Genomic DNA, 18756 nt, shown 5'->3' with positions numbered 1-18756 from the left:
CCATGGGCAATACGGGCGTCATCGACAATTTCCTCGGGGTTTTCACCTCCTACATCGACAGCGGGTTTGGCCTGCTCGGCGGCGAGGTGGCGTTCATCGCCACCACCCTGATCGTTATCGACGTGACGCTCGCTGCACTGTTTTGGGCATGGGGCGCGGATGACGACATTATCGCGCGGCTGGTCAAGAAGACCCTGTTCGTCGGCGTCTTCGCCTACATCATCAGCAATTGGAACAACCTCGCCCGGATCGTCTTCGAGAGCTTCGCCGGTCTTGGCCTGATGGCGTCGGGGACCGGCTTTTCCGTCGAAGACCTGATGCGACCCGGCCGCGTGGCACAGACCGGCCTCGATGCCGGCCGCCCGCTGCTCGATTCCATTTCCGACCTGATGGGCTGGATCGCGTTTTTCGAGAACTTCATCCAGATCGCGTGCCTCCTGTTTGCATGGGCGCTGGTGGTGCTGGCGTTCTTCATCCTCGCCATCCAGCTTTTCGTCACGCTGATCGAGTTCAAGCTGGTGACGCTCGCCGGCTTTGTGCTGATCCCCTTCGGCCTGTTTGGGAAGACCGCCTTCATGGCCGAGCGCGTGCTTGGCAACGTCGTGTCCTCCGGCATCAAGGTTTTGGTGCTCGCCGTCATCATCGGTATCGGCAGCACCTTGTTTTCGCAGTTCACGGCAGGTTTCGGTGGCGCGACCCCGAGCATCGACGACGCCATGGCGATTGTGCTCGCCGCGCTGTCGCTGCTCGGCCTCGGCATCTTCGGTCCCGGTATCGCCAACGGCATTGTTTCGGGCGGTCCCCAGCTCGGCGCGGGCGCGGCCGTGGGAACCGGCCTTGCGGTTGGAGGCGCAGCCGTCGCCGCTGGCGGCGCGACCATGCTCGCCGCCAAGGGCGGTGCCGCCGCCCTGTCCGGCGGGGCCGCGGCCGTCCGCGGAGGTGCGGCCACCGCGGGCGCGGCGACCGCAGCCTATAGCGTCGGCTCGCTCGGCCAGTCCGGCGCGGCCGGTGTCGCCTCCGGCCTAGGCGGTGTCGCACGCGCCGCAGGCTCGGCCGCCATCTCGCCTCTCAAGCGCGCCGCCGCTCGCGCCAGCGAATCCGTCAAATCCAGCTTCTCCGATGGCGCACGCGCGGCCTTTGGCGTGACCGGCGGTTCTTCCAGCGCAGGCACGGTCGGCGGCGCGAGCGCCGATCCTGTCGCATCGCCGGCCGGCCCGGCTGGCAACCCTCCCGCTTGGGCGCAGCAGATGCGCCGCTCGCAGGCCGTGAACCACGGCACGACCATGGCCGCCCATGCGGTGCGCTCCGGCGACAGCCACGGCTCCGGTTCCTCCGTCAACCTTTCCGAAAGTGACCGCTCATGAGCATCTTCAAACGACCGGCAACCCATTACGGCAAGACGCCGGAACCCGAGACGCCTTATCAGCGCGCCGCGCAGGTTTGGGACGAGCGCATCGGCTCGGCCCGCGTGCAGGCGCGGAACTGGCGGCTTATGGCCTTCGGCTCGCTGATCCTGTCTGCCGGCTTTGCGTCCGCTCTTGTCTGGCAGTCCGCACGCGGGACCGTGGTGCCGTGGGTGGTGCAGGTGGACAATCTCGGACAGGCGCAGACCGTCGCGCCCGCCAATGCCGACTATCGCCCGACCGATCCGCAGATCGCGTTCCATCTCGGCCGCTTCATCGAACAGGTCCGCGCTATTCCGGCCGATGCGATCATTGTCCGTCAGAACTGGCTTCGCGCCTATGAATGGACCACGGATCGCGGCGCGTCGGCATTGAACGATTATGCCCGCGCCAATGATCCTTTCACCAAGGTCGGCCGCCAGCAGGTCGCCGTCGAAGTGTCCAGCGTCATCCGGGCATCCCCCAACAGCTTCCGCGTAGCGTGGACGGAACGCCATTTCGAGAACGGCCAGCTTTCCACCACGGAACGATGGACGGCCATCCTGACCATCGTCATCCAGACCCCGCGCGACGCCGAGCGCCTGCGCGCCAATCCGCTCGGCATCTACGTCAATGCAATTTCGTGGTCGCGGGAGATGAGCCAATGAGAACGATCACCCGCACCCCGGCAATCGCGGCCGTGCTGCTTTCGGCCACCATGCTCGCAGGCTGCGCCACCAACCGGACGCCACAATTCAGCTACGACGCCAGCGTGCCGCCGCTCCCGACCGTGCAGGCGGCGGCGACCGACAACACGCCCCGGCCGCTGCATGTCCCGCCCGCATGGACCGTGGCGCGCGGCGGCACCGCCGCAGGCACGCCGACCGGCCGCGTCGAGAACGCCAATGCCGCCGCCCGAGTCGAGCCGCGCCGGGAAGGCTACTACAACGCGATCCAGATATATCCGTGGTCGGAAGGCGCGCTCTATCAGGTCTATGCCGCAGTCGGACAGATCACGACCATTGCGCTGGAGCCGGGCGAAAGCCTGACAGGCGCGGGGCCGATCGCGGCCGGCGACACCGCCCGATGGATCATCGGCGACACCGAGAGCGGCAGCGGTGCAAACCGCCGCGTCCATATCCTCGTGAAGCCGACGCGGCCGGACATTTCCACCAACCTTGTCGTCACCACCGACCGGCGCACCTACATGATCGAGCTGCGCGCGCGGGAATCGCTCTACATGCCCGCCGTCGCATGGGCCTATCCCACACCGCCGGCAGGCCAGCGCCAGACCGTTCCCGCCGCGCCGGTCATTCCGGCCGAGGCGGCGCGGAACTATCGCTACGCCTTGCAGGTGCAGGGCGACAGCCCGCCATGGCGGCCGGTTTCCGTCTTCGACGATGGCAGGCGCGTCTATGTCGTCTTCCCGGCCGGCATCGTGCAGGGCGAGATGCCGCCGATCTTCGTGCTCGGCTCCGATGGCGAGCAGCAGATCGTCAATTCCCGTATCCATCAGAACGTCCTGATCGTGGATCGCCTGTTCGGCGCTGCCGAACTGCGCCTTGGCAGCGGCAATCGCCAGCAGGTCGTCAGGATCGTCCGCACCAACCCGACGCAGGCCGCCGCCGCGCAGCCCGCCAGCGCGACCGGAGACACCCCGTCATGACAGACAACACCATCACCGACACCACCGCGCCCATGCGGCTGCGCGCCGAGCCGCCCCGTGTTACGCGCCTGTCGCGCAAGATGCTGGCAGGCGTCGGAGGCGTCGCGCTGCTCGGCATCGGCGGGGCGCTGATTTACGCGCTCCAGACCCGCGATGCAGGACCGGGCGGCGACGAACTCTATTCGACCGAGAACCGCCCCACGGCGGACGGCTTGTCCGGCTTGCCGCGCGACTACACCGGCCCTGTCCTGGGGCCGGCATTGCCCGGCGACCTCGGCCGTCCGATCCTCGATGCGCAGAACAGGGGGCAGCCGGTCGCGCCCCCCGTCATGACGACGCCCGCCGTCGATCCCGAGGAACAGCGCCGCCGCGCCGAGGAAGAAGCCGCACGCTTAAGCACCGTGTTCTTCCAGTCCGGGCCGCGCACGGGAGCGCCAGCAGGAACGGCCATGCCCGGCCTTGCCGGTCTCGGCCTTGGTGGACAGCCCGCGACACAGGACCGACACGCAGCTTTCCTCAATGGACCCGTGGACCGGCAGACGGTCGCGCCGGATCGCGTCGCGCCGCCGGCCTCGCCCTACATCCTTCAGGCCGGGGCCGTGATCCCGGCCGCGCTCATCACCGGCATCCGTTCCGACCTTCCGGGCCAGATCACCGCGCAGGTGACGGAGAACGTCTATGACAGTCCCACCGGCTCGCTGCTACTGATCCCGCAGGGCACCCGCATCATCGGCCAGTATGATGACGGCGTTACCTTCGGCCAGCGCCGCGTGTTGCTGGTCTGGAACCGCCTGATCCTGCCGGGCGGCCGCTCTATCGTTCTGGAGCGGCTGCCGGGCGCGGACGCATCGGGCTATGCCGGGCTTGAGGATGGTGTCGATTATCACTTGTGGGATCTGATGAAGGCCGCAGGGCTGTCCACGCTGCTCGCGGTCGGCTCGGAGCTGGCGACCAGCGACGAGGACCGGCTGATCCGCGCCATCCGCGACGGCGCGCAGGATACCGCCAATCAGGCCGGCCAGCAGATCGTCCAGCGCCAGTTGCAGGTCGTGCCCACGCTCACCATCCGCCCCGGCTTCCCGGTCAGGATCATCGTCACCCGCGACCTTGTATTCGAGCCGGCAGGAGGTTGACCATGGCCAAGCTGAAACTCGGCCCGCTGCCCGACGACAAGCCCGTGAAGGTGACGGTGGAGCTTCCTGCTCCGCTTCACCGCGATCTGATCGACTATGCCGAGGTTCTGGCCCGCGAGAGCGGCCAGCCTGTCACCGATCCCATGAAGCTGATCGTGCCGATGCTTGATCGGTTCATGGCCACGGATCGGGGGTTCGCCAAGGCCCGGCGAGCCGCAAGTTAAGTCCCATCCCGGCAGGGGTGCCGCCAGCGCATCAACGCAAATGCGGCACGCTACAGGTCGCCGGTTGCCCTCCATGGTTCGCTTAATTCCGGGGCGTTGAGCGCCCCGGAATCCACCAGAACCAAGGAGGATTCCATGTGCGCAGAGCGCCGCCGCGCCCGCAAGGGGCGACCGCGACAGTCGATCCCCGCGCCACTTCCCGACGATCTTTTCGACTACGCTGACGATCCCACGCCGGACGGCCGGACGCGAGCCGGCAACACGCCGCTTCTAGGCCCGGACGGACAAAGGATGCGCGTCACCGACGATTGGCCGGAGGATATTCCCGTCACCGAGGCCGAGATCGACGTGTTCGAGCGTTGGTTCGGCGATGTGTTCGACGAACTCCTGAACCCGAAAAAGCCGGATGATGGCTTGCAATTCCTATCACATACTGATAGGAAAAAGATGTGAGCGGGCATCGTGATCCGGGCCTCGACACGCTTCTGGACCTTGATGGACAGATGCTTTTTGTCGATCCCGAGGGCGGCTATTGGGTGAAGTTCGTCGTCACCCGCGTTCCGGCATCGCCGGAAAAGCCGCATGGCCTCGATTACTCGCTCACGCTTCACGGGCCTTCGGGCGAACGGCTGGTTGGCTTCGATAATGCCCATCCGGTCGGCCGAGGCAGACGCGGCGAGCCGATGGACCATCGGCACCGCTTCCAGACCGTGAAGCCCTATGCCTACGAGGACGCGGCCACGCTGCTGGCCGATTTCTGGCAGGCGGTGGACGCGGTGTTGAAGGAGCGAGGTGCCCTATGACCACATTGAAAGTCGGGATTGCCGACTATGAAGAAATGAAGGCCCGCACCATGCGGATCGCGCGCGGTGAGGAAAAGCCCGCGCCCGGCGATCCGAAGGTGTGGTTCACCTCGACCGAATCCTTCGCCAAGGTGCTGTCGGCAGGGAACCGCGAGTTGCTTCGCGTCATCGCCGAGAAAGCCCCGGCATCGCTGGAAGAATTGGCGGAAATCACCGGCCGGGCCGGTTCCAATCTGTCACGCACCCTCAAAACGATGGAGAGCTACGGCCTTGTGCGGCTTGAGCCGGGGCATGGGCGCAAGCTTGCGCCCAAGGTGGTCCATGATCGGGTGGAGCTGGCGTTGCCCCTGATCGACCGCCCCAAGGCGAAGAAGGCTATGGGAGACCGGCCATGAATATGCACAGCCCAACCGTTACCGCCCGCGCCGCCCTCTACCTGCGCGTCTCGACTGCCCGGCAGGCCGAGCATGACATTTCCATTCCCGATCAGAAGCGGCAGGGCGAAGCCTATTGCGAGCAACGCGGCTATCAGCTCGTTGAGACTTATGTTGAACCGGGCGCGACGGCCACCAATGACAAGCGCCCCGAGTTCCAGCGCATGATCGAGGCGGGCACGTCCAAGCCCGCGCCCTTCGATATTGTTGTGGTCCATTCGTTCAGCCGGTTCTTCCGCGATCACTTCGAGATGGAGTTCTACGTCAGGAAGCTGGCGAAGAACGGCGTCAAGCTGGTGTCCATCACGCAGGAGATGGGCGACGATCCGATGCACCAGATGATGCGGCAGATCATGGCGCTGTTCGACGAATATCAGTCGAAGGAAAACGCCAAGCACGTCCTGCGCGCCATGAACGAGAACGCCCGGCAAGGCTTCTGGAACGGCGCACGGCCACCCATCGGCTATCGCATCGTCGCGGCCGAGCAGCGCGGATCAAAGACCAAGAAGAAGCTGGAGATCGACCCGCTGCACGCCGACACCGTGCGGCTGATCTATCGCCTGTTCCTTGAAGGTGATGGCACGTCCGGGGCAATGGGCGTCAAGGCCATCGCCACCTATCTCAACGAGCGCCGTTTCTTCACCCGCGACGGCGGGCGTTGGGGACTGGCGCAAATCCACGCCATCCTGACCCGCACCACCTATATCGGCGAGCACAGGTTCAACACGCGCTCGCACAAGGACCGGGAGAAGAAGCCGGAGAGCGAAGTCGCCATCATGGCGGTGCCGCCCCTGATCGAGCGCGAGGTTTACGATGCGGTGCAAGCCCGCCTGAAATCCCGCAACCCCATGGTGACGCCGGCCCGCGTCTCCAGCGGCCCGACGCTGCTCACCGGCATCTGCTTCTGCGCCAAATGCGGGGGCGCGATGACGCTTCGCACCGGCCAAGGCAGCACGGGCGCGACCTACCGATATTACACCTGCTCGACCAAGGCACGGCAGGGCAAGACCGGCTGCAAAGGCCGCACGATCCCGATGGACAAGCTCGACCACCTTGTCGCCGATCATATCGGGGATCGGCTGCTCCAGCCCAAGCGGCTGGAAACCATCCTCGCCAGCGTCATCGACCGCAGGCAGGAGCGCACCGAGCGCCGCCGAGAGCATCTGGCCGAGCTTCACAGGCGAATCACGGAAACAGACCAACGGCTCGGCCGGCTCTTTGACGCCATCGAAGCCGGCATGGTCGATAAGGACGACGCCATGGCGAAAGAGCGCATGGCGAGCCTCAAGGCGATGCGGGATCAAGCCGCCGCCGACGCGGAGCGCACGCAGCTTGCTCTCGACAGTTCAGGTAATCAGGGCGTCACCCATGACATGCTCAAGGGATTCGCCCGCAAGGCTCGCGAACGCATACGCCTCGACGATGGCGGCTATCGCCGCGACCACCTGCGCGCGCTTGCGCAGCGCGTCGAGGTTGCCGACGACGAGGTTCGCATCATGGGATCGAAGTTGGAATTGCTACGAACGCTGGTCGCCGCTTCTAGCGTAGAAACGGCGGCGTTCGGCGTTCAGAGTTCTGTTCTGAAATGGCGCACCCATCAGGATTCGAACCTGAGGCCTCCACCTTCGGAGGGTGGCGCTCTATCCAGCTGAGCTATGGGTGCCTACTGCTTACGCAGTGCTTACGCGGTTTTCGAGCGAGTGTTAACCCCAAAAATCGAAGCCCGCAAGTTACTGTTTTACTTCTACTTTTTTACTCACTCGTTCACATTGCCGGACTTGACATCCGCCTTCGGAGGGCAGCGCTCTATCCAGCTGAGCTACGGGTGCCTGGCGCCGTGAATAACCGCAGCGGTGGCCCGGCGCAACGACGAAAACGATGGGCGCGCGGTCAGCCTGCGCAGATTTGCTGCAAGGCCAGCCATTGTTCGTCCGTCAGCAAGGGGCGGGCAGGGGGCGCGTCGCGAAATGGATCGCCTTCGACCAGCGGCAGAACCGTCTGGCCGGTGGGGTCGATGGACCGGGCATAGGGTTCGGCGGGAATCTTGGTCTCGGCAAGGGCTGCCAGAAAGGTGGCGTCGTCGGGGCGCTGCGGCGGGCTGCCCAAGATGGTCTGTGAAAATCCCGCCATGTATTCCGGGGGCAGATGGCCCAGCGTCATCAGCCGCAGCGACGCCAGAAGGCCCGCGTGATCCATCGCCGCCTGACGCAGCGCGGCATCCCCAACGCCCAGCCGGGCGGCGATCAGGTGGGCCGCCGCGACCTCGGGACCGGGGGCGGTTTGCAGCAGGTCGCTGCCGATGACGTACAGGTCGCCGGGCAGGCGCCGCGCGCCGCCCAAGGGTCCGGGGACCACGACAATGCTGCCCGTGGGTCCGACCAGCTGCGGGGCCAGCCAGTCCAGAACGGCCTGCCCGGATTCGCGCGCGCAGACCGCTCCGCTTTCCTTTTCCAGATCGGCCAGAATCGCCATGCCGATGCCGCGCGCCTGTGCCGGGGGGGCGATGCGCGCGGCATGGGCGATCAGCGCGCCGGGCAGCCAGAAGAACAGCCAGCCGAACACGACAAGGATCGCCAGGACGACAATCGCGCTGCGCAGCCGGCCGGTATGGCTGCGGTGGATGGCGACCGCCCCCTGCACCCGCGCGATCGCCTGGATCATCAGCGGATCGTCGATCTGGACCGTTTCATCCGCCCCCTCGGCGCTGGGGGCATAGATCGCGGGAATCATGCCGGGATTCATCTGGATGACCGCGGGCAGGGACCAGTGCGACAGGGGCGTGTCGGTCTTTGGATCGGACAAGACCAGGGTCGCATCCCCCAAAGACACGATGACCTCGCGCAGCGGGGCGTCGGGGGCAGCACGCCACGAACCCTGGGCTTCAAGCCGTTGAAAATTCGTCAGCGCGGTCATTCGTATCTGGTCAACTGTCTATCAGCCGACCATAGCGCCCGCCGGTGTCAGGTCAATCGTGCCGCTTCGGTCCATGATGTCACGACGCGCCTTCGGGAACCCGCATCCCCTTGTCGCGCGCCAGCACCCGCATCCGGTCCTGCAATTTCTCGAATGCCCGCACCTCGATCTGCCGGATACGTTCGCGCGAAACGTCATATCGTGCCGACAGGTCTTCCAGCGTCAGGGGGTCGTCGCGCAGGCGCCGTTCGATCAGGATGTCCTTTTCACGGTCGTTCAGGATGTCCATGGCCTGCATCAGCATCTGGCGGCGGGTGTCCAGTTCCTCGGTTTCCGCGAAAGCCTCGGCCTGATTGGCGTCCTCGTCCTCCAGCCAGTCCTGCCATTGGGAACTCGAATCGCCCTCGGCCGAGCCGACGGTGGCGTTCAGCGACGCGTCCCCGCCCGACAGGCGGCGGTTCATGTCGATGACTTCCTGTTCGGTCACGTTCAGGTCATTGGCGATCTGTGCGACGTTTTCGGGGCGGAGATCGCCTTCCTCAAGCGCGCCAATGCGGGATTTGGCCTTGCGCAGGTTGAAGAACAGCTTTTTCTGCGCGCTTGTGGTGCCCATCTTGACCAGCGACCAGGACCGCAGGATGTATTCCTGGATCGAGGCGCGGATCCACCACATCGCATAGGTCGCCAGCCGGAAGCCCCGTTCGGGATCGAACCGTTTGACCGCCTGCATCAGGCCGACGTTCGCCTCGGAAATCACCTCGGCCTGGGGCAGGCCATAGCCGCGATAGCCCATCGCGATCTTGGCGGCCAAGCGCAGGTGGGACGTGACCAGCTTGTGCGCGGCCTCGCTGTCCTGATGGTCGGCCCAGGCCTTGGCCAGCATGTATTCCTCTTCCGGCTGCAACAGGGGAAACTTGCGGATTTCCTGCAAATAGCGGTTCAGGCCCTGTTCCGGGCTGGGGGCGGGAAGATTTCCGTAACTTGCCATGATGCTGGCCTTTCGCATGTGATCGGGGAACGCCGCCTGTCTGCGCGGGGTTCCGAAGCATCGGCCTGTCCCGATTCCGCACCGGTTCTAGCAGCGTTTCGCCCGGAAATCGTGAAGCGGGTCTTCACCTTCCCGTCAAATGGCCCGCAAGATGTCAAGCAGACCCTGCATGTCGTCTGGGATCGGGCTGTCAAACGACAGGGCGCGCCCCGTCACGGGATGGTCGAAACCCAGATGGGCCGCGTGCAGCGCCTGCCGTGGGAAGGCCGAAGCCGCCGCAGCCGCCGCGCCAAGCGACCTGACCGAGGCCCGGCGCGCCCCACCATAGACCGGATCGCCGATCAGTCCCAGGCCCGCATGGGCCATGTGGACCCGGATCTGATGCGTCCGCCCGGTTTCCAGGCGGCATTCGACCAGCATGGCGGACGGCGGCTTGCCAAAGGATTCCAGCATCCGCGCCCGCGTCACCGCATGGCGACCCTTGTCGAAATACACGGCCTGCCGCTGCCGGTCCGTGGCGTGCCGCGTCAGCCGGGACGTGATCTTCAGCACAGCGCCATCCTCGAAGCTGATGCCGGGCGTGCCGCGCAGGCGGGGATCGGCCCCGTCGATCACGCCATGAGCCAACGCCAGATAGCGCCGCTGGGCGGTATGCGCCTCGAACTGGGCGGCAAGACCGTGATGGGCGCGGTCGGATTTGGCCACGACCAGCAGGCCGGACGTGTCCTTGTCGATCCGATGGACGATGCCGGGGCGCCTTTCGCCGCCGATGCCCGACAGCGTGTCGCCGCAATGGGCCAGCAGGGCATTGACCAGCGTGCCGTTCGGCGATCCGGGGGCGGGGTGGACGACCATGCCCGCAGGCTTGTCGATGACGATCAGATCGTCGTCCTCGTGGGCGATGGCCAGGGGGATCGACTCGGGGCGGGTCTCGACGGGTTGGGCTTGCGGGATGGCGATATGGTAATCCTGACCCGCCGCCACGCGGGCCTTGCCGTCGCGGACCACGCCGCCTGGTCCGCTGACCGCGCCCTCGGCGATCAGCCGGGCCAGGCGCGACCGCGACAGGGACGCATCCTCTGGCACCGCCAGCGCAAGCGCCTTATCAAGCCGGTCGGGCGGATTGGCCGGAATGGTGACAACAAGGTTCGACATGGGCACGGATGATAGCGACTGGAAGACGGCGGCGAAAGCGGTGCCCGAACTGCGGCTGCTTCGCTGGCTGGTGACGGGGCTGGCCCTGGTCATGGGCCTTGGCATGATCGCCATTGTGGCGCTGTTGTGGATCCGGCTGGGCCAGCCGGTGCTGCCGGACCTGCCCGACGCGATCGCGCTGCCCGGCAATGCCAGCCCCGATGCCGTGACCTTTGCCCGGAACTGGATCGTGGTCGTCACCGACGCGGGCGAGGTGCTGCTGTACGACCGGTCCGGCGCGCTGCGGGACCGGGTTCAGCCCTGACGTCCGGCCTGCATCGAATCCAGCCGCGCCTTCAATTCGGCGTTCTCGGTCCGCGCCTTGATCGCCATTTCGCGCACGGCCTCGAATTCTTCTCGGGTCACGAAGTCGCGATCAGCAAGCCAGCGGTCGATCCAACCCTTCATGGCGGTTTCGGCCTCGGACTTGGCGCCGTGGGCCACGCCCATGGCATTGGTCATCAGCTTCGAGATGTCGTCAAAGAACTTGTTTTGCGTGGTCATTTGGCCTTTGCCCCCGATAGGTCGTCGCGTTCCTATATGGGCCGGGATGCGGCGGGGTTCAATGCGGGGGACGCCGCGATGGCGTATCGGCGATCCGGCACGCCCGCATTGACACCGGGCGCCCACAGACTAGCGTGCGCCGCGAAAACCGCCCCGAGGCTCCATGATCCCCTTTCCGCAAATCGCCCCCGAAATCTTCACCATCAATCTGGGCGGGCTGTCGCTGTCGCTGCGATGGTATGCGCTGGCCTATCTGGCGGGGCTGCTGATCGGGTGGCGGATCATTGTCGCCATGATGCGGCACGACAGGCTGTGGGGTGACAGGGCGCCGATGCCGGGCGACCGGGTGGACGACCTGCTGACCTGGGTCATCCTGGGGGTGATCCTGGGCGGGCGCCTGGGGTTCGTGCTGTTCTACGAACCGGCCTTCTACCTGGCCAACCCGGCCGAGATCGTCAAGGTCTGGCAGGGCGGGATGAGCTTTCATGGCGGGTTCGCCGGTGTGATCGTGGCGACGTGGCTGTTCTGCCGCGCGAACGGAATCCCCGCGCTGCGTCTGGCCGATGCCATGGCCGTGGTCGCCCCCATCGGGCTGTTCTTCGGTCGCATCGCCAATTTCATCAATGCGGAACTGTGGGGCCGTCCGACCGACCTGCCCTGGGGCGTCATTTTTCCCGGCGAGGCCGCGCAGGCCTGCCCCGGCGTGGTCGGCGCCTGCGCCCGCCATCCCAGCCAGCTTTACGAGGCGGGACTGGAAGGGCTGTTGCTGGGCCTGATCCTGCTGGCCCTGGTGCGCGCGGGCGGACTGCGCCGTCCGGGGCTGGCCTTCGGCGTATTCCTGGCGGGATACGGTGTGGCGCGGATGTTCGTGGAACTGTTCCGCGTGGCAGACATGCAGTTCATCACCCCCGACAATCCGTTGGGCCATGTGGTTGGCGGACCGGTCGTCGGTTTGACCATGGGGCAGGTGCTGTCGCTGCCGATGGTGCTGATCGGGCTGGTCCTGATGCTGCGCGCCCTGCGACGCCCCAGGATCGCCGGAACCGCATGACCCCGCTGGCCGCGATCATCGCGCAGCGCATCCGGGCGACGGGTCCGATCACGCTGGCCGACTATATGGAGATCTGCCTGCTGCATCCGCGCCATGGATACTATGCCACGCGCGATCCCTTTGGCGCGGGCGGCGATTTCACGACCGCGCCCGAAATACACCAGATGTTCGGGGAATTGTGCGGATTGGCGTTGGCCCAGGCGTGGATCGACCAGGGGCGCCCCGCGCCGTTCACCCTGGCCGAGGCCGGGCCGGGGCGCGGGACGATGATGGCCGACATGCTGCGCGCCATCCGGGTGGTGCCCGGCATGGCCAACGCCGCCCAGGTGGCGCTGATCGAGGCGTCGCCGCATCTGCGGCAGATCCAGCGGGACCGGCTGGGTCCGGTCAACCATCTCGATCATGTCGGGGACATGCCGGACAAGCCGCTGTTTTTGATGGCGAACGAATTTTTCGATGCCCTGCCGATCCGTCAGTATCAGCGCGTCGAGGGCGGCTGGGCCGAACGCGTGGTCGGCCTGTCCGACGGCGGCCTGCGCCTCGGCCTTGGACCCGCGGTGCAGCTTTCCCGCGATGGCAGGCCGGGCGACGTGGTCGAGGACTGTCCCGCCGCCCCGGCCATGGTCGAGGCGATCGCCCGCCGCATCGCCGCCCGTGGCGGGGCGGCGATCCTGATCGACTATGGCGGTTGGAACGGCTTGGGCGATACCTTCCAGGCCGTGCGCAACCACGCCCCCGAAAACCCGCTGGACCATCCGGGCGAGGCGGATCTGACCGCCCATGTCGATTTCGCACCCCTGGCCGCCGCCGCGATCCGCGCGGGTGCCGTGGCCGCACGCCTTGTCTGCCAGGGCGACTGGCTTGTGTCGCTGGGCGCGGCGCAGCGTGCCGAACGGCTGGCCGCAGCGGGGGACGCGGGCGCCGTGGCGGCGCTTCGGCGCTTGACCCACCCGGACGAAATGGGTCACTTGTTCAAGGCGATTGCCATCTGGCCGAAAGGGGCGCCCCCGGTGCCCGGATTTGATGCGCTGAGGCTTCATGCAGACCACGCTTGAGATCCTGTCCCACCCCCTGCTGCGCGACGTGAGGCATGGGTTCTTCACCCGCAAGGGCGGCGCTTCCTCGGGCCTGTTTTCGGGACTGAACTGCGGTCGCCGGTCCACCGACCAAAGCGAGATGGTGATCCTGAACCGCGCCCGCGTCGCCACGGCCATGGGCATTTCCGCCGATGCGCTGGCCACCGTGAAGCAGGTCCATTCGGCCAGGGTGGTCACGCTGGCCGATGGCGACGCCATTGCTGCGGTGGCGGATACCGAAGCCGACGGCATCGTCACCGCGCGCCGTGGGGTGGCGCTTGCCGTTCTGACGGCCGATTGCCAGCCGATCTTGCTGGCCGACCCCGAGGCAGGCGTGATCGGTGCCTGCCATGCCGGTTGGCGCGGGGCCCTGGACGGCATCATCGAAGCGACCGTCGATGCCATGCGCGCGCTTGGCGCCAGCCGGATCCGTGCGGTCATCGGCCCGACGATCAGTCAGCGCGCCTATGAGGTCGGCCCGGACTTCATGGACCGCTTCCTGGCCGTGGATCCCGGCCACCAACGCTTTTTCGGCGGCGGGCCGAACGGCCGCCCGCTGTTCGACTTGCCGTCATTCGGCCTGGCGCGGCTGCGTGATGCCGGCGTGGATGCCGAATGGTCCGGTCATTGCACCTATTCCGACCCCGACAAGTTCTTCAGCTATCGCCGCGCCACGCACGAGGGCGAGGCCGATTACGGCAGGCTCATTTCCGCGATCATGCTTTGATCCGTGCAGGCCTGCCTTGTGCGCTGCCGGGAATGCGCATCGGTCTGCTGGGCGGTTCCTTTGATCCCGCGCACGAAGGCCATGTGAACATCAGCCGCGCCGCGATGCGGCGGTTCCGGCTGGATCGTGTCTGGTGGCTGGTATCGCCCGGCAACCCGTTGAAGGCGCGGGGTCCGGCGCCCGTGGCCGACCGCATCGCCCATGCGCGCCAGATGCTGGCGGATCCGCATATGGTCGCGACCGATATCGAAACGCGCCTTGGCACGCGGATGACGGCCGACACCATCGCGGGATTGCTGGGAATCTTTCCGGGGGTGCGTTTCGTCTGGCTGATGGGATCGGACAACCTGGTGCAATTCCACCGCTGGGACCGGTGGAGGGATATCGCCGCATCCCTTCCCATCGGCGTGCTGGCCCGTCCCGGATCGCAGACGGCGGCGCGCCATTCGGTCGCCGGGCGGGCCATGGCGCGGGCACGGCTGCCGTTGTCGCGGGCCGGGACGCTGGCCACGCGCGAACCGCCCGCCTGGGTGCTGGTGAACCTGCCGATGTCGCCCCAGTCCTCGACCGCGCTGCGGCAGTCCCTGGGGGCGGGATGATGCGGCGGCGCAGCTTGCTGGGGGGACTTGCGGCGCTGCCGATGGCGCCTGCCTGGGGCCGTCCGCCGGCCCGGCCCGATTTTCCGGCGGGACCGGTCGTCGCCTCTGCCCGTCTGCCGGGGATCGTCTCCTATGCCCGGCTGGACGGCCCCGGCGATGGGTTGGGCGATGCCGCGCTGGCGATGGCTCCGATGATCCCCGCAAGCACGCTCAAGACGGTGACGGCGCTTTATGCCTTGGCGATGCTGGGCCGCGCCCGGACGTTTGCCACGCGCGTGATCCGGTCCGGTGACATGCTGGTTCTGGCGGGGGGCGGCGATCCGGTGCTGACAACGGACGATCTGGCACGACTGGCCGCCGATCTTGCCGCCACGGGCCTGTCCACGCCCGCGCGGTTCGGGGTCTGGGGCGGCGCGCTGCCCCGCATCCCCGAAATCGCGCCGGATCAGGCCGATCACCTGGCCTATAATCCGGCGCTGTCGGGCATGATCCTGAATTTCAACCGCGTCCATCTGGGCTGGCGTCAGGGCGGCGCACAGATGTCGGTCGAGGCGCGGGCGGCCGACCATTCCCCGCGCGCCTATACCATCACCGCGGCCCCTGCCGATCAGGCCGATCCGTTCGACTGGCAGGATCGCGCTGCGGGCGAAGGCTGGACCGTCGCCCGCACCGCCACCGCCCGCCCCGGCAGCCGCTGGCTGCCCGTCCGCAAGCCCGAATTGTATGCGGGCGACGTGTTCCAGACCCTGTGCCGCGCTAAGGGCCTGGTTCTGCCTGCGCCCCAGGTCATCGACGACCTGCCGCCGGGCCAAGTGGTGGCCAGCCATTCCAGCCCTTCGCTGGACGAGATCCTGCGCGGAATGCTGTTTTTCTCGACCAACCTGACGGCCGAGGCGGTGGGCCTGCACGCCAGCGGCGCGGCAGACCCGGCGGCTTCGGCCCGCGCGATGCAGGCCTGGCTGGGGGCGCAGGGGCAGGGCCAGGATTTCACGCTGTCCGACCATTCGGGCCTGTCGTTCGACAACCGGGTCACGGCGCAGGGGATGGTGAGGCTGCTGGCGGGGCCGGGTGTGGCGGCGGGGTTGCCGGATCTGCTGAAACTGAACCCCCTGGACGACGATAAGGACCAGCGTGCCGCGCAATCGGCGCCGATCCGGGCCAAGACCGGGACGTTGAATTTCGTGTCGAATCTTGCGGGCTATCTGCGCCGCCCGGACGGCACGCAATCGGCCTTTGCGATCCTGTGCAGCGACGTGCCGCGGCAGAAAGCGACGGCGGGACAGGACTTGCCAGCGGGCGTCCTGTCCTGGACGCGTCAGGCCAAGCAATTGCAGCGCGACATGCTGGCCATCTGGTCCTGACCTACAGTATCCGGTGGCGGACCTGGGCCGACAGTTCGATCGCGGCGGCGTGCAGGCGGGTGATGGTCAGCTGGTGCCGGATCTCGGCCAGCATCGCGACTTCGCCTTCATACAGGCGTCCGTCGGCCGCGCCCACGTCGCAGGCCAGGGCATAGGCGGTTTCGTACAGTTTTTCGGGCAGGGCGTCGCGGATCAGGCCGAACAAGGCGTCCAGGCCCTCCTCCTCCTCGAACAGCGTGATGACGGTCTGGCTGACCGCACGGATCCGGTCGGCATCATAGTCAGCAAAGACCGGATAATGGTCCACGCTGCGCTGGATCGCCACCAGTTCCGATGTGCGATAGGTCTGGTCCGACGCCGACACCGCGACCATCACTGCCACCAAGGCATCGCAGGGCGAGAACGAGGGCAGTTCGATGGTCATGGCATGTCCTTTGACAAGCGGGTTCCGGCGCAAATTATTGACGATACAGCCTGCTTTCAATAAGGCGTCAAGGTCTTGGATACAGGAGAAGACGCGATGACCACCCTGCGCGACGCCGCGATGCAATCGAAGGCCTGGCCGTTCGAGGAGGCGCGCCGGGTGCTCAAACGCTATGAAAAGCGCGATCCCGACAAGGGTTACGTCCTGTTCGAAACCGGGTACGGCCCATCCGGCCTGCCCCATATCGGCACCTTCGGAGAGGTCGCGCGCACCACGATGATCCGCCGCGCGTTCCAGATGATTTCCGACATTCCGACGCGGCTTTTCTGTTTTTCCGACGACATGGACGGAATGCGCAAGGTGCCGGAAAACGTCCCGCAACAGGACATGCTGCGCGGGCATTTGCAGGAACCGCTGACGGCCGTGCCCGATCCGTTCGGCGAATACGACAGCTTCGGCGCCCATAACAACGCCATGCTGCGCCGGTTCCTGGACACCTTCGGATTCGACTATGAATTCATCAGCGCGACCGAATTCTACAAATCCGGCCGGTTCGATCCCACCCTGCTGCTGGCCGCTGAACGCTATGACGCGATCATGGGGGTCATGCTGGCCAGCCTCCGCGAGGAGCGCCAGCAGACCTATTCCTGCTTCCTGCCGATCAGCCCCAAGACCGGCAAGGTGCTGTATGTGCCGATCAAGCACGTCGATGCCAAGAACGGCACGATCACCTTTGATGACGAAGATGGTCGGGAACTGACCCTGCCGGTCACGGGGGGCCAGGTGAAGCTGCAATGGAAGCCCGACTTCGGCGCGCGCTGGGCCGCGCTGGATGTCGATTTCGAGATGTATGGAAAGGATCATTCCACCAACACGCCGATCTATGACGGCATCTGCGAAATCCTGGGGGGGCGCAAGCCCGAGCATTTCACCTATGAACTGTTTCTGGACCAGCATGGTCAGAAGATCAGCAAGTCCAAGGGCAACGGTCTGTCCATCGACGAATGGCTGACCTATGCGGCGACTGAAAGCCTGTCCTATTTCATGTATCAAAAGCCCAAGACCGCCAAGCGGATGCATTTCGATGTGATCCCCAAGGCGGTGGACGAATATCACCAGCAGTTGCGCGCCTATGCCGATCAGACGCCGGAACAGCAACTGGCGAACCCCGTCTGGCACATCCATGGCGGCGAGGTGCCCGCCTCCGACATGGTGGTGCCGTTCCAGATGCTGCTGAATCTGGCGTCCGTCGCCGGGGCCAAGGACAAGGACGGGCTGTGGGGCTTCATCCGCCGTTATGCGCCCGAGGCATCCCCCGAGACGCATCCGGGCCTGGACCATGCGGCAGGCTTTGCGGTGCGCTACTTTGCGGATTTCGTGGCCCCCACGCGAACCTTCCGCCAGCCGTCCGAGGTGGAACGCCGCGCGATGGAGGATCTGGCCGCCCGCCTGGCCGACTGGGACCAGTCGGCCGACCCCGAAACCTTGCAGTCCATGGTCTTTGCCATCGGCAAGGACCACGGGTTCGAACCGCTCAGGGATTGGTTCAGCGCGCTGTATCAGGTGCTGCTCGGCGCCGATCAGGGGCCGCGATTCGGCGGGTTCATCGCGCTGTATGGCATCGACGAGACGCGGGCACTGATCGAGCGGGCCTTGGCGGGCGAACTGGCCGAGGCTTAAAGCCGCCGCCGCGCCCGCAGCGCGGCGCTGATCGTGCCGTCGTCAAGGTAATCCAGTTCCCCGCCGACCGGCACGCCCTGGGCAAGGCCCGTGACGGTCGCGCCTGAATCGGCCAGGGCGTCGGCGATGTAATGCGCCGTGGTCTGGCCATCGACGGTGGCATTCAAGGCCAGGATGACTTCGCGGATTCGCTCGCGCTCCACCCGGTCGATCAGGGCCGGGATGCCCAGGTCGTCGGGACCGACCTCGTCCAGGGCGGACAGGGTGCCGCCCAGGACGTGATAGCGCCCGCCGAAGGCGCGGCCGCGTTCCATCGCCCACAGATCGGCCACGTCCTGAACGACGCAGATCTCGCCGGTTGCGCGGGCCGGATCGGCGCATATCGCGCATTCGTCGCGGTCGGTGACGTTGCCGCAGGTCACGCATTCGCGGGAATTCACCGCCACACGGTCCAGCAACCCCGCCAGTTGCGACATCTGCCCGGTCCGCTTGCGGATCAGGTGCAGCACGATGCGCCGGGCGGACCGGGGGCCAAGCCCCGGCAGCCGCGCCATCAACCCCACAAGCGCCTGGATGTCGTCGCTGCCGTCGGCCATG

At 66.5% G+C, this 18756-nt stretch carries 21 protein-coding genes, 1 tRNA gene and 1 pseudogene; 16 read left to right on the top strand and 7 right to left on the bottom strand.

The features are described from left to right. Positions 1–2 precede the first annotated feature (2 nt). The 9 genes and pseudogenes from trbL to CHB77_RS12960 all read left to right on the top strand — a co-directional run. A complete protein-coding gene (gene trbL, locus CHB77_RS13000) occupies positions 3–1364 on the top strand; it encodes a P-type conjugative transfer protein TrbL (protein WP_089388648.1) in 1362 nt (453 codons plus the stop codon). Beyond that, entirely contained in the window at positions 1361–2050 is a 690-nt protein-coding gene (gene trbF / locus CHB77_RS12995) for a conjugal transfer protein TrbF (RefSeq protein ID WP_089388647.1), read from the top strand. The genes trbL and trbF overlap by 4 nt, the downstream gene beginning before the upstream one ends. Beyond that, positions 2047–3048: a P-type conjugative transfer protein TrbG gene (gene trbG / locus CHB77_RS12990; RefSeq protein WP_089388646.1), complete on the top strand. Its 1002-nt coding sequence runs from the start codon at positions 2047–2049 to the stop codon at positions 3046–3048. The genes trbF and trbG overlap by 4 nt, the downstream gene beginning before the upstream one ends. Next, positions 3045–4181: a TraB/TrbI/VirB10 family type IV secretion system protein gene (locus tag CHB77_RS12985; protein ID WP_089388645.1), complete on the top strand. Its 1137-nt coding sequence runs from the start codon at positions 3045–3047 to the stop codon at positions 4179–4181. Before trbG ends, CHB77_RS12985 begins: the two co-directional genes overlap by 4 nt. A gap of 2 nt (positions 4182–4183) precedes the next feature. Further along, on the top strand, positions 4184–4405 hold the full coding sequence (locus CHB77_RS12980) for a DUF2274 domain-containing protein (RefSeq protein ID WP_089388644.1): 222 nt from the start codon (positions 4184–4186) through the stop codon (positions 4403–4405). 135 nt (positions 4406–4540) lie between these two features. Then, positions 4541–4858, top strand: coding sequence for a hypothetical protein (locus CHB77_RS12975; protein WP_089388643.1), 318 nt, complete (start codon positions 4541–4543; stop codon positions 4856–4858). Further along, on the top strand, positions 4855–5208 hold the full coding sequence (locus CHB77_RS12970) for a toxin-antitoxin system TumE family protein (RefSeq protein ID WP_089388642.1): 354 nt from the start codon (positions 4855–4857) through the stop codon (positions 5206–5208). Before CHB77_RS12975 ends, CHB77_RS12970 begins: the two co-directional genes overlap by 4 nt. Then, positions 5205–5603, top strand: coding sequence for an HVO_A0114 family putative DNA-binding protein (locus CHB77_RS12965; RefSeq protein ID WP_089388641.1), 399 nt, complete (start codon positions 5205–5207; stop codon positions 5601–5603). Before CHB77_RS12970 ends, CHB77_RS12965 begins: the two co-directional genes overlap by 4 nt. Next, positions 5600–6652 (top strand): annotated as a pseudogene (locus CHB77_RS12960) (recombinase family protein); the annotation flags it as partial. The gene CHB77_RS12965 and the pseudogene CHB77_RS12960, both read left to right, overlap by 4 nt. Positions 6653–7228: 576 nt before the next feature. On the opposite strand, the gene CHB77_RS12955 reads toward CHB77_RS12960, so the two are convergent. The 4 genes from CHB77_RS12955 to CHB77_RS12940 form a co-directional block, all read right to left on the bottom strand. Beyond that, positions 7229–7305 (bottom strand) — tRNA-Arg (locus CHB77_RS12955). A gap of 227 nt (positions 7306–7532) precedes the next feature. Then, positions 7533–8555: a hypothetical protein gene (locus CHB77_RS12950; protein WP_089388640.1), complete on the bottom strand. Its 1023-nt coding sequence runs from the start codon at positions 8553–8555 to the stop codon at positions 7533–7535. A 79-nt stretch (positions 8556–8634) separates the two neighbouring features. After that, complete coding sequence (gene rpoH / locus CHB77_RS12945; RefSeq protein ID WP_089388639.1) at positions 8635–9543, bottom strand: RNA polymerase sigma factor RpoH; 909 nt, start codon at positions 9541–9543, stop codon at positions 8635–8637. A 135-nt stretch (positions 9544–9678) separates the two neighbouring features. Continuing rightward, positions 9679–10698 carry an RluA family pseudouridine synthase gene (locus CHB77_RS12940; protein WP_089388638.1) on the bottom strand — a complete coding sequence of 340 codons (1020 nt, stop codon included), beginning with the start codon at positions 10696–10698 and terminating at the stop codon, positions 9679–9681. Between CHB77_RS12940 and CHB77_RS12935 the strand changes: the two genes are divergently transcribed. After that, positions 10697–11002, top strand: coding sequence for a DUF6476 family protein (locus CHB77_RS12935; RefSeq protein WP_089388637.1), 306 nt, complete (start codon positions 10697–10699; stop codon positions 11000–11002). The genes CHB77_RS12940 and CHB77_RS12935 overlap by 2 nt on opposite strands. Here the strand turns inward: CHB77_RS12935 and CHB77_RS12930 are convergent. Further along, positions 10993–11241 carry an accessory factor UbiK family protein gene (locus CHB77_RS12930; RefSeq protein ID WP_089388636.1) on the bottom strand — a complete coding sequence of 83 codons (249 nt, stop codon included), beginning with the start codon at positions 11239–11241 and terminating at the stop codon, positions 10993–10995. The two genes, CHB77_RS12935 and CHB77_RS12930, sit on opposite strands and share 10 nt — an antisense overlap. Positions 11242–11404: 163 nt before the next feature. Between CHB77_RS12930 and lgt the strand changes: the two genes are divergently transcribed. The 5 genes from lgt to CHB77_RS12905 are packed head-to-tail and all read left to right on the top strand — an operon-like array spanning position 11405 to position 16055. Further along, positions 11405–12292, top strand: coding sequence for a prolipoprotein diacylglyceryl transferase (lgt, locus tag CHB77_RS12925; protein ID WP_089388635.1), 888 nt, complete (start codon positions 11405–11407; stop codon positions 12290–12292). Continuing rightward, entirely contained in the window at positions 12289–13347 is a 1059-nt protein-coding gene (locus CHB77_RS12920) for a class I SAM-dependent methyltransferase (protein WP_089388634.1), read from the top strand. Before lgt ends, CHB77_RS12920 begins: the two co-directional genes overlap by 4 nt. Further along, entirely contained in the window at positions 13331–14095 is a 765-nt protein-coding gene (gene pgeF / locus CHB77_RS12915; protein ID WP_089388633.1) for a peptidoglycan editing factor PgeF, read from the top strand. The genes CHB77_RS12920 and pgeF overlap by 17 nt, the downstream gene beginning before the upstream one ends. Continuing rightward, on the top strand, positions 14095–14694 hold the full coding sequence (locus tag CHB77_RS12910) for a nicotinate-nucleotide adenylyltransferase (RefSeq protein ID WP_278185019.1): 600 nt from the start codon (positions 14095–14097) through the stop codon (positions 14692–14694). Before pgeF ends, CHB77_RS12910 begins: the two co-directional genes overlap by 1 nt. Continuing rightward, positions 14691–16055 (top strand): D-alanyl-D-alanine carboxypeptidase, encoded by a 1365-nt coding sequence (locus CHB77_RS12905; RefSeq protein WP_089388631.1) that lies wholly within the window; start codon positions 14691–14693, stop codon positions 16053–16055. Before CHB77_RS12910 ends, CHB77_RS12905 begins: the two co-directional genes overlap by 4 nt. Before the next feature lies 1 nt (position 16056). On the opposite strand, the gene CHB77_RS12900 is transcribed toward CHB77_RS12905, so the two are convergent. Further along, complete coding sequence (locus tag CHB77_RS12900) at positions 16057–16479, bottom strand: tellurite resistance TerB family protein (RefSeq protein ID WP_089388630.1); 423 nt, start codon at positions 16477–16479, stop codon at positions 16057–16059. Positions 16480–16575: 96 nt separating this feature from the next. Here CHB77_RS12900 and CHB77_RS12895 point away from each other — a divergent pair, with 96 nt between their 5' ends. Next, complete coding sequence (locus CHB77_RS12895) at positions 16576–18159, top strand: lysine--tRNA ligase (RefSeq protein ID WP_089388629.1); 1584 nt, start codon at positions 16576–16578, stop codon at positions 18157–18159. On the opposite strand, the gene recR is transcribed toward CHB77_RS12895, so the two are convergent. Continuing rightward, positions 18156–18755, bottom strand: a complete 600-nt coding sequence (gene recR / locus CHB77_RS12890) for a recombination mediator RecR (protein ID WP_089388628.1) — start codon at positions 18753–18755, stop codon at positions 18156–18158. The two genes, CHB77_RS12895 and recR, sit on opposite strands and share 4 nt — an antisense overlap. Between the last annotated feature and the right edge of the window lies 1 nt (position 18756).

This window comes from Paracoccus sediminis (genome assembly GCF_900188295.1).
In the GTDB taxonomy this organism is placed as follows: domain Bacteria; phylum Pseudomonadota; class Alphaproteobacteria; order Rhodobacterales; family Rhodobacteraceae; genus Paracoccus; species Paracoccus sediminis.
This window is presented reverse-complemented; position numbering and strand designations above follow the sequence as displayed.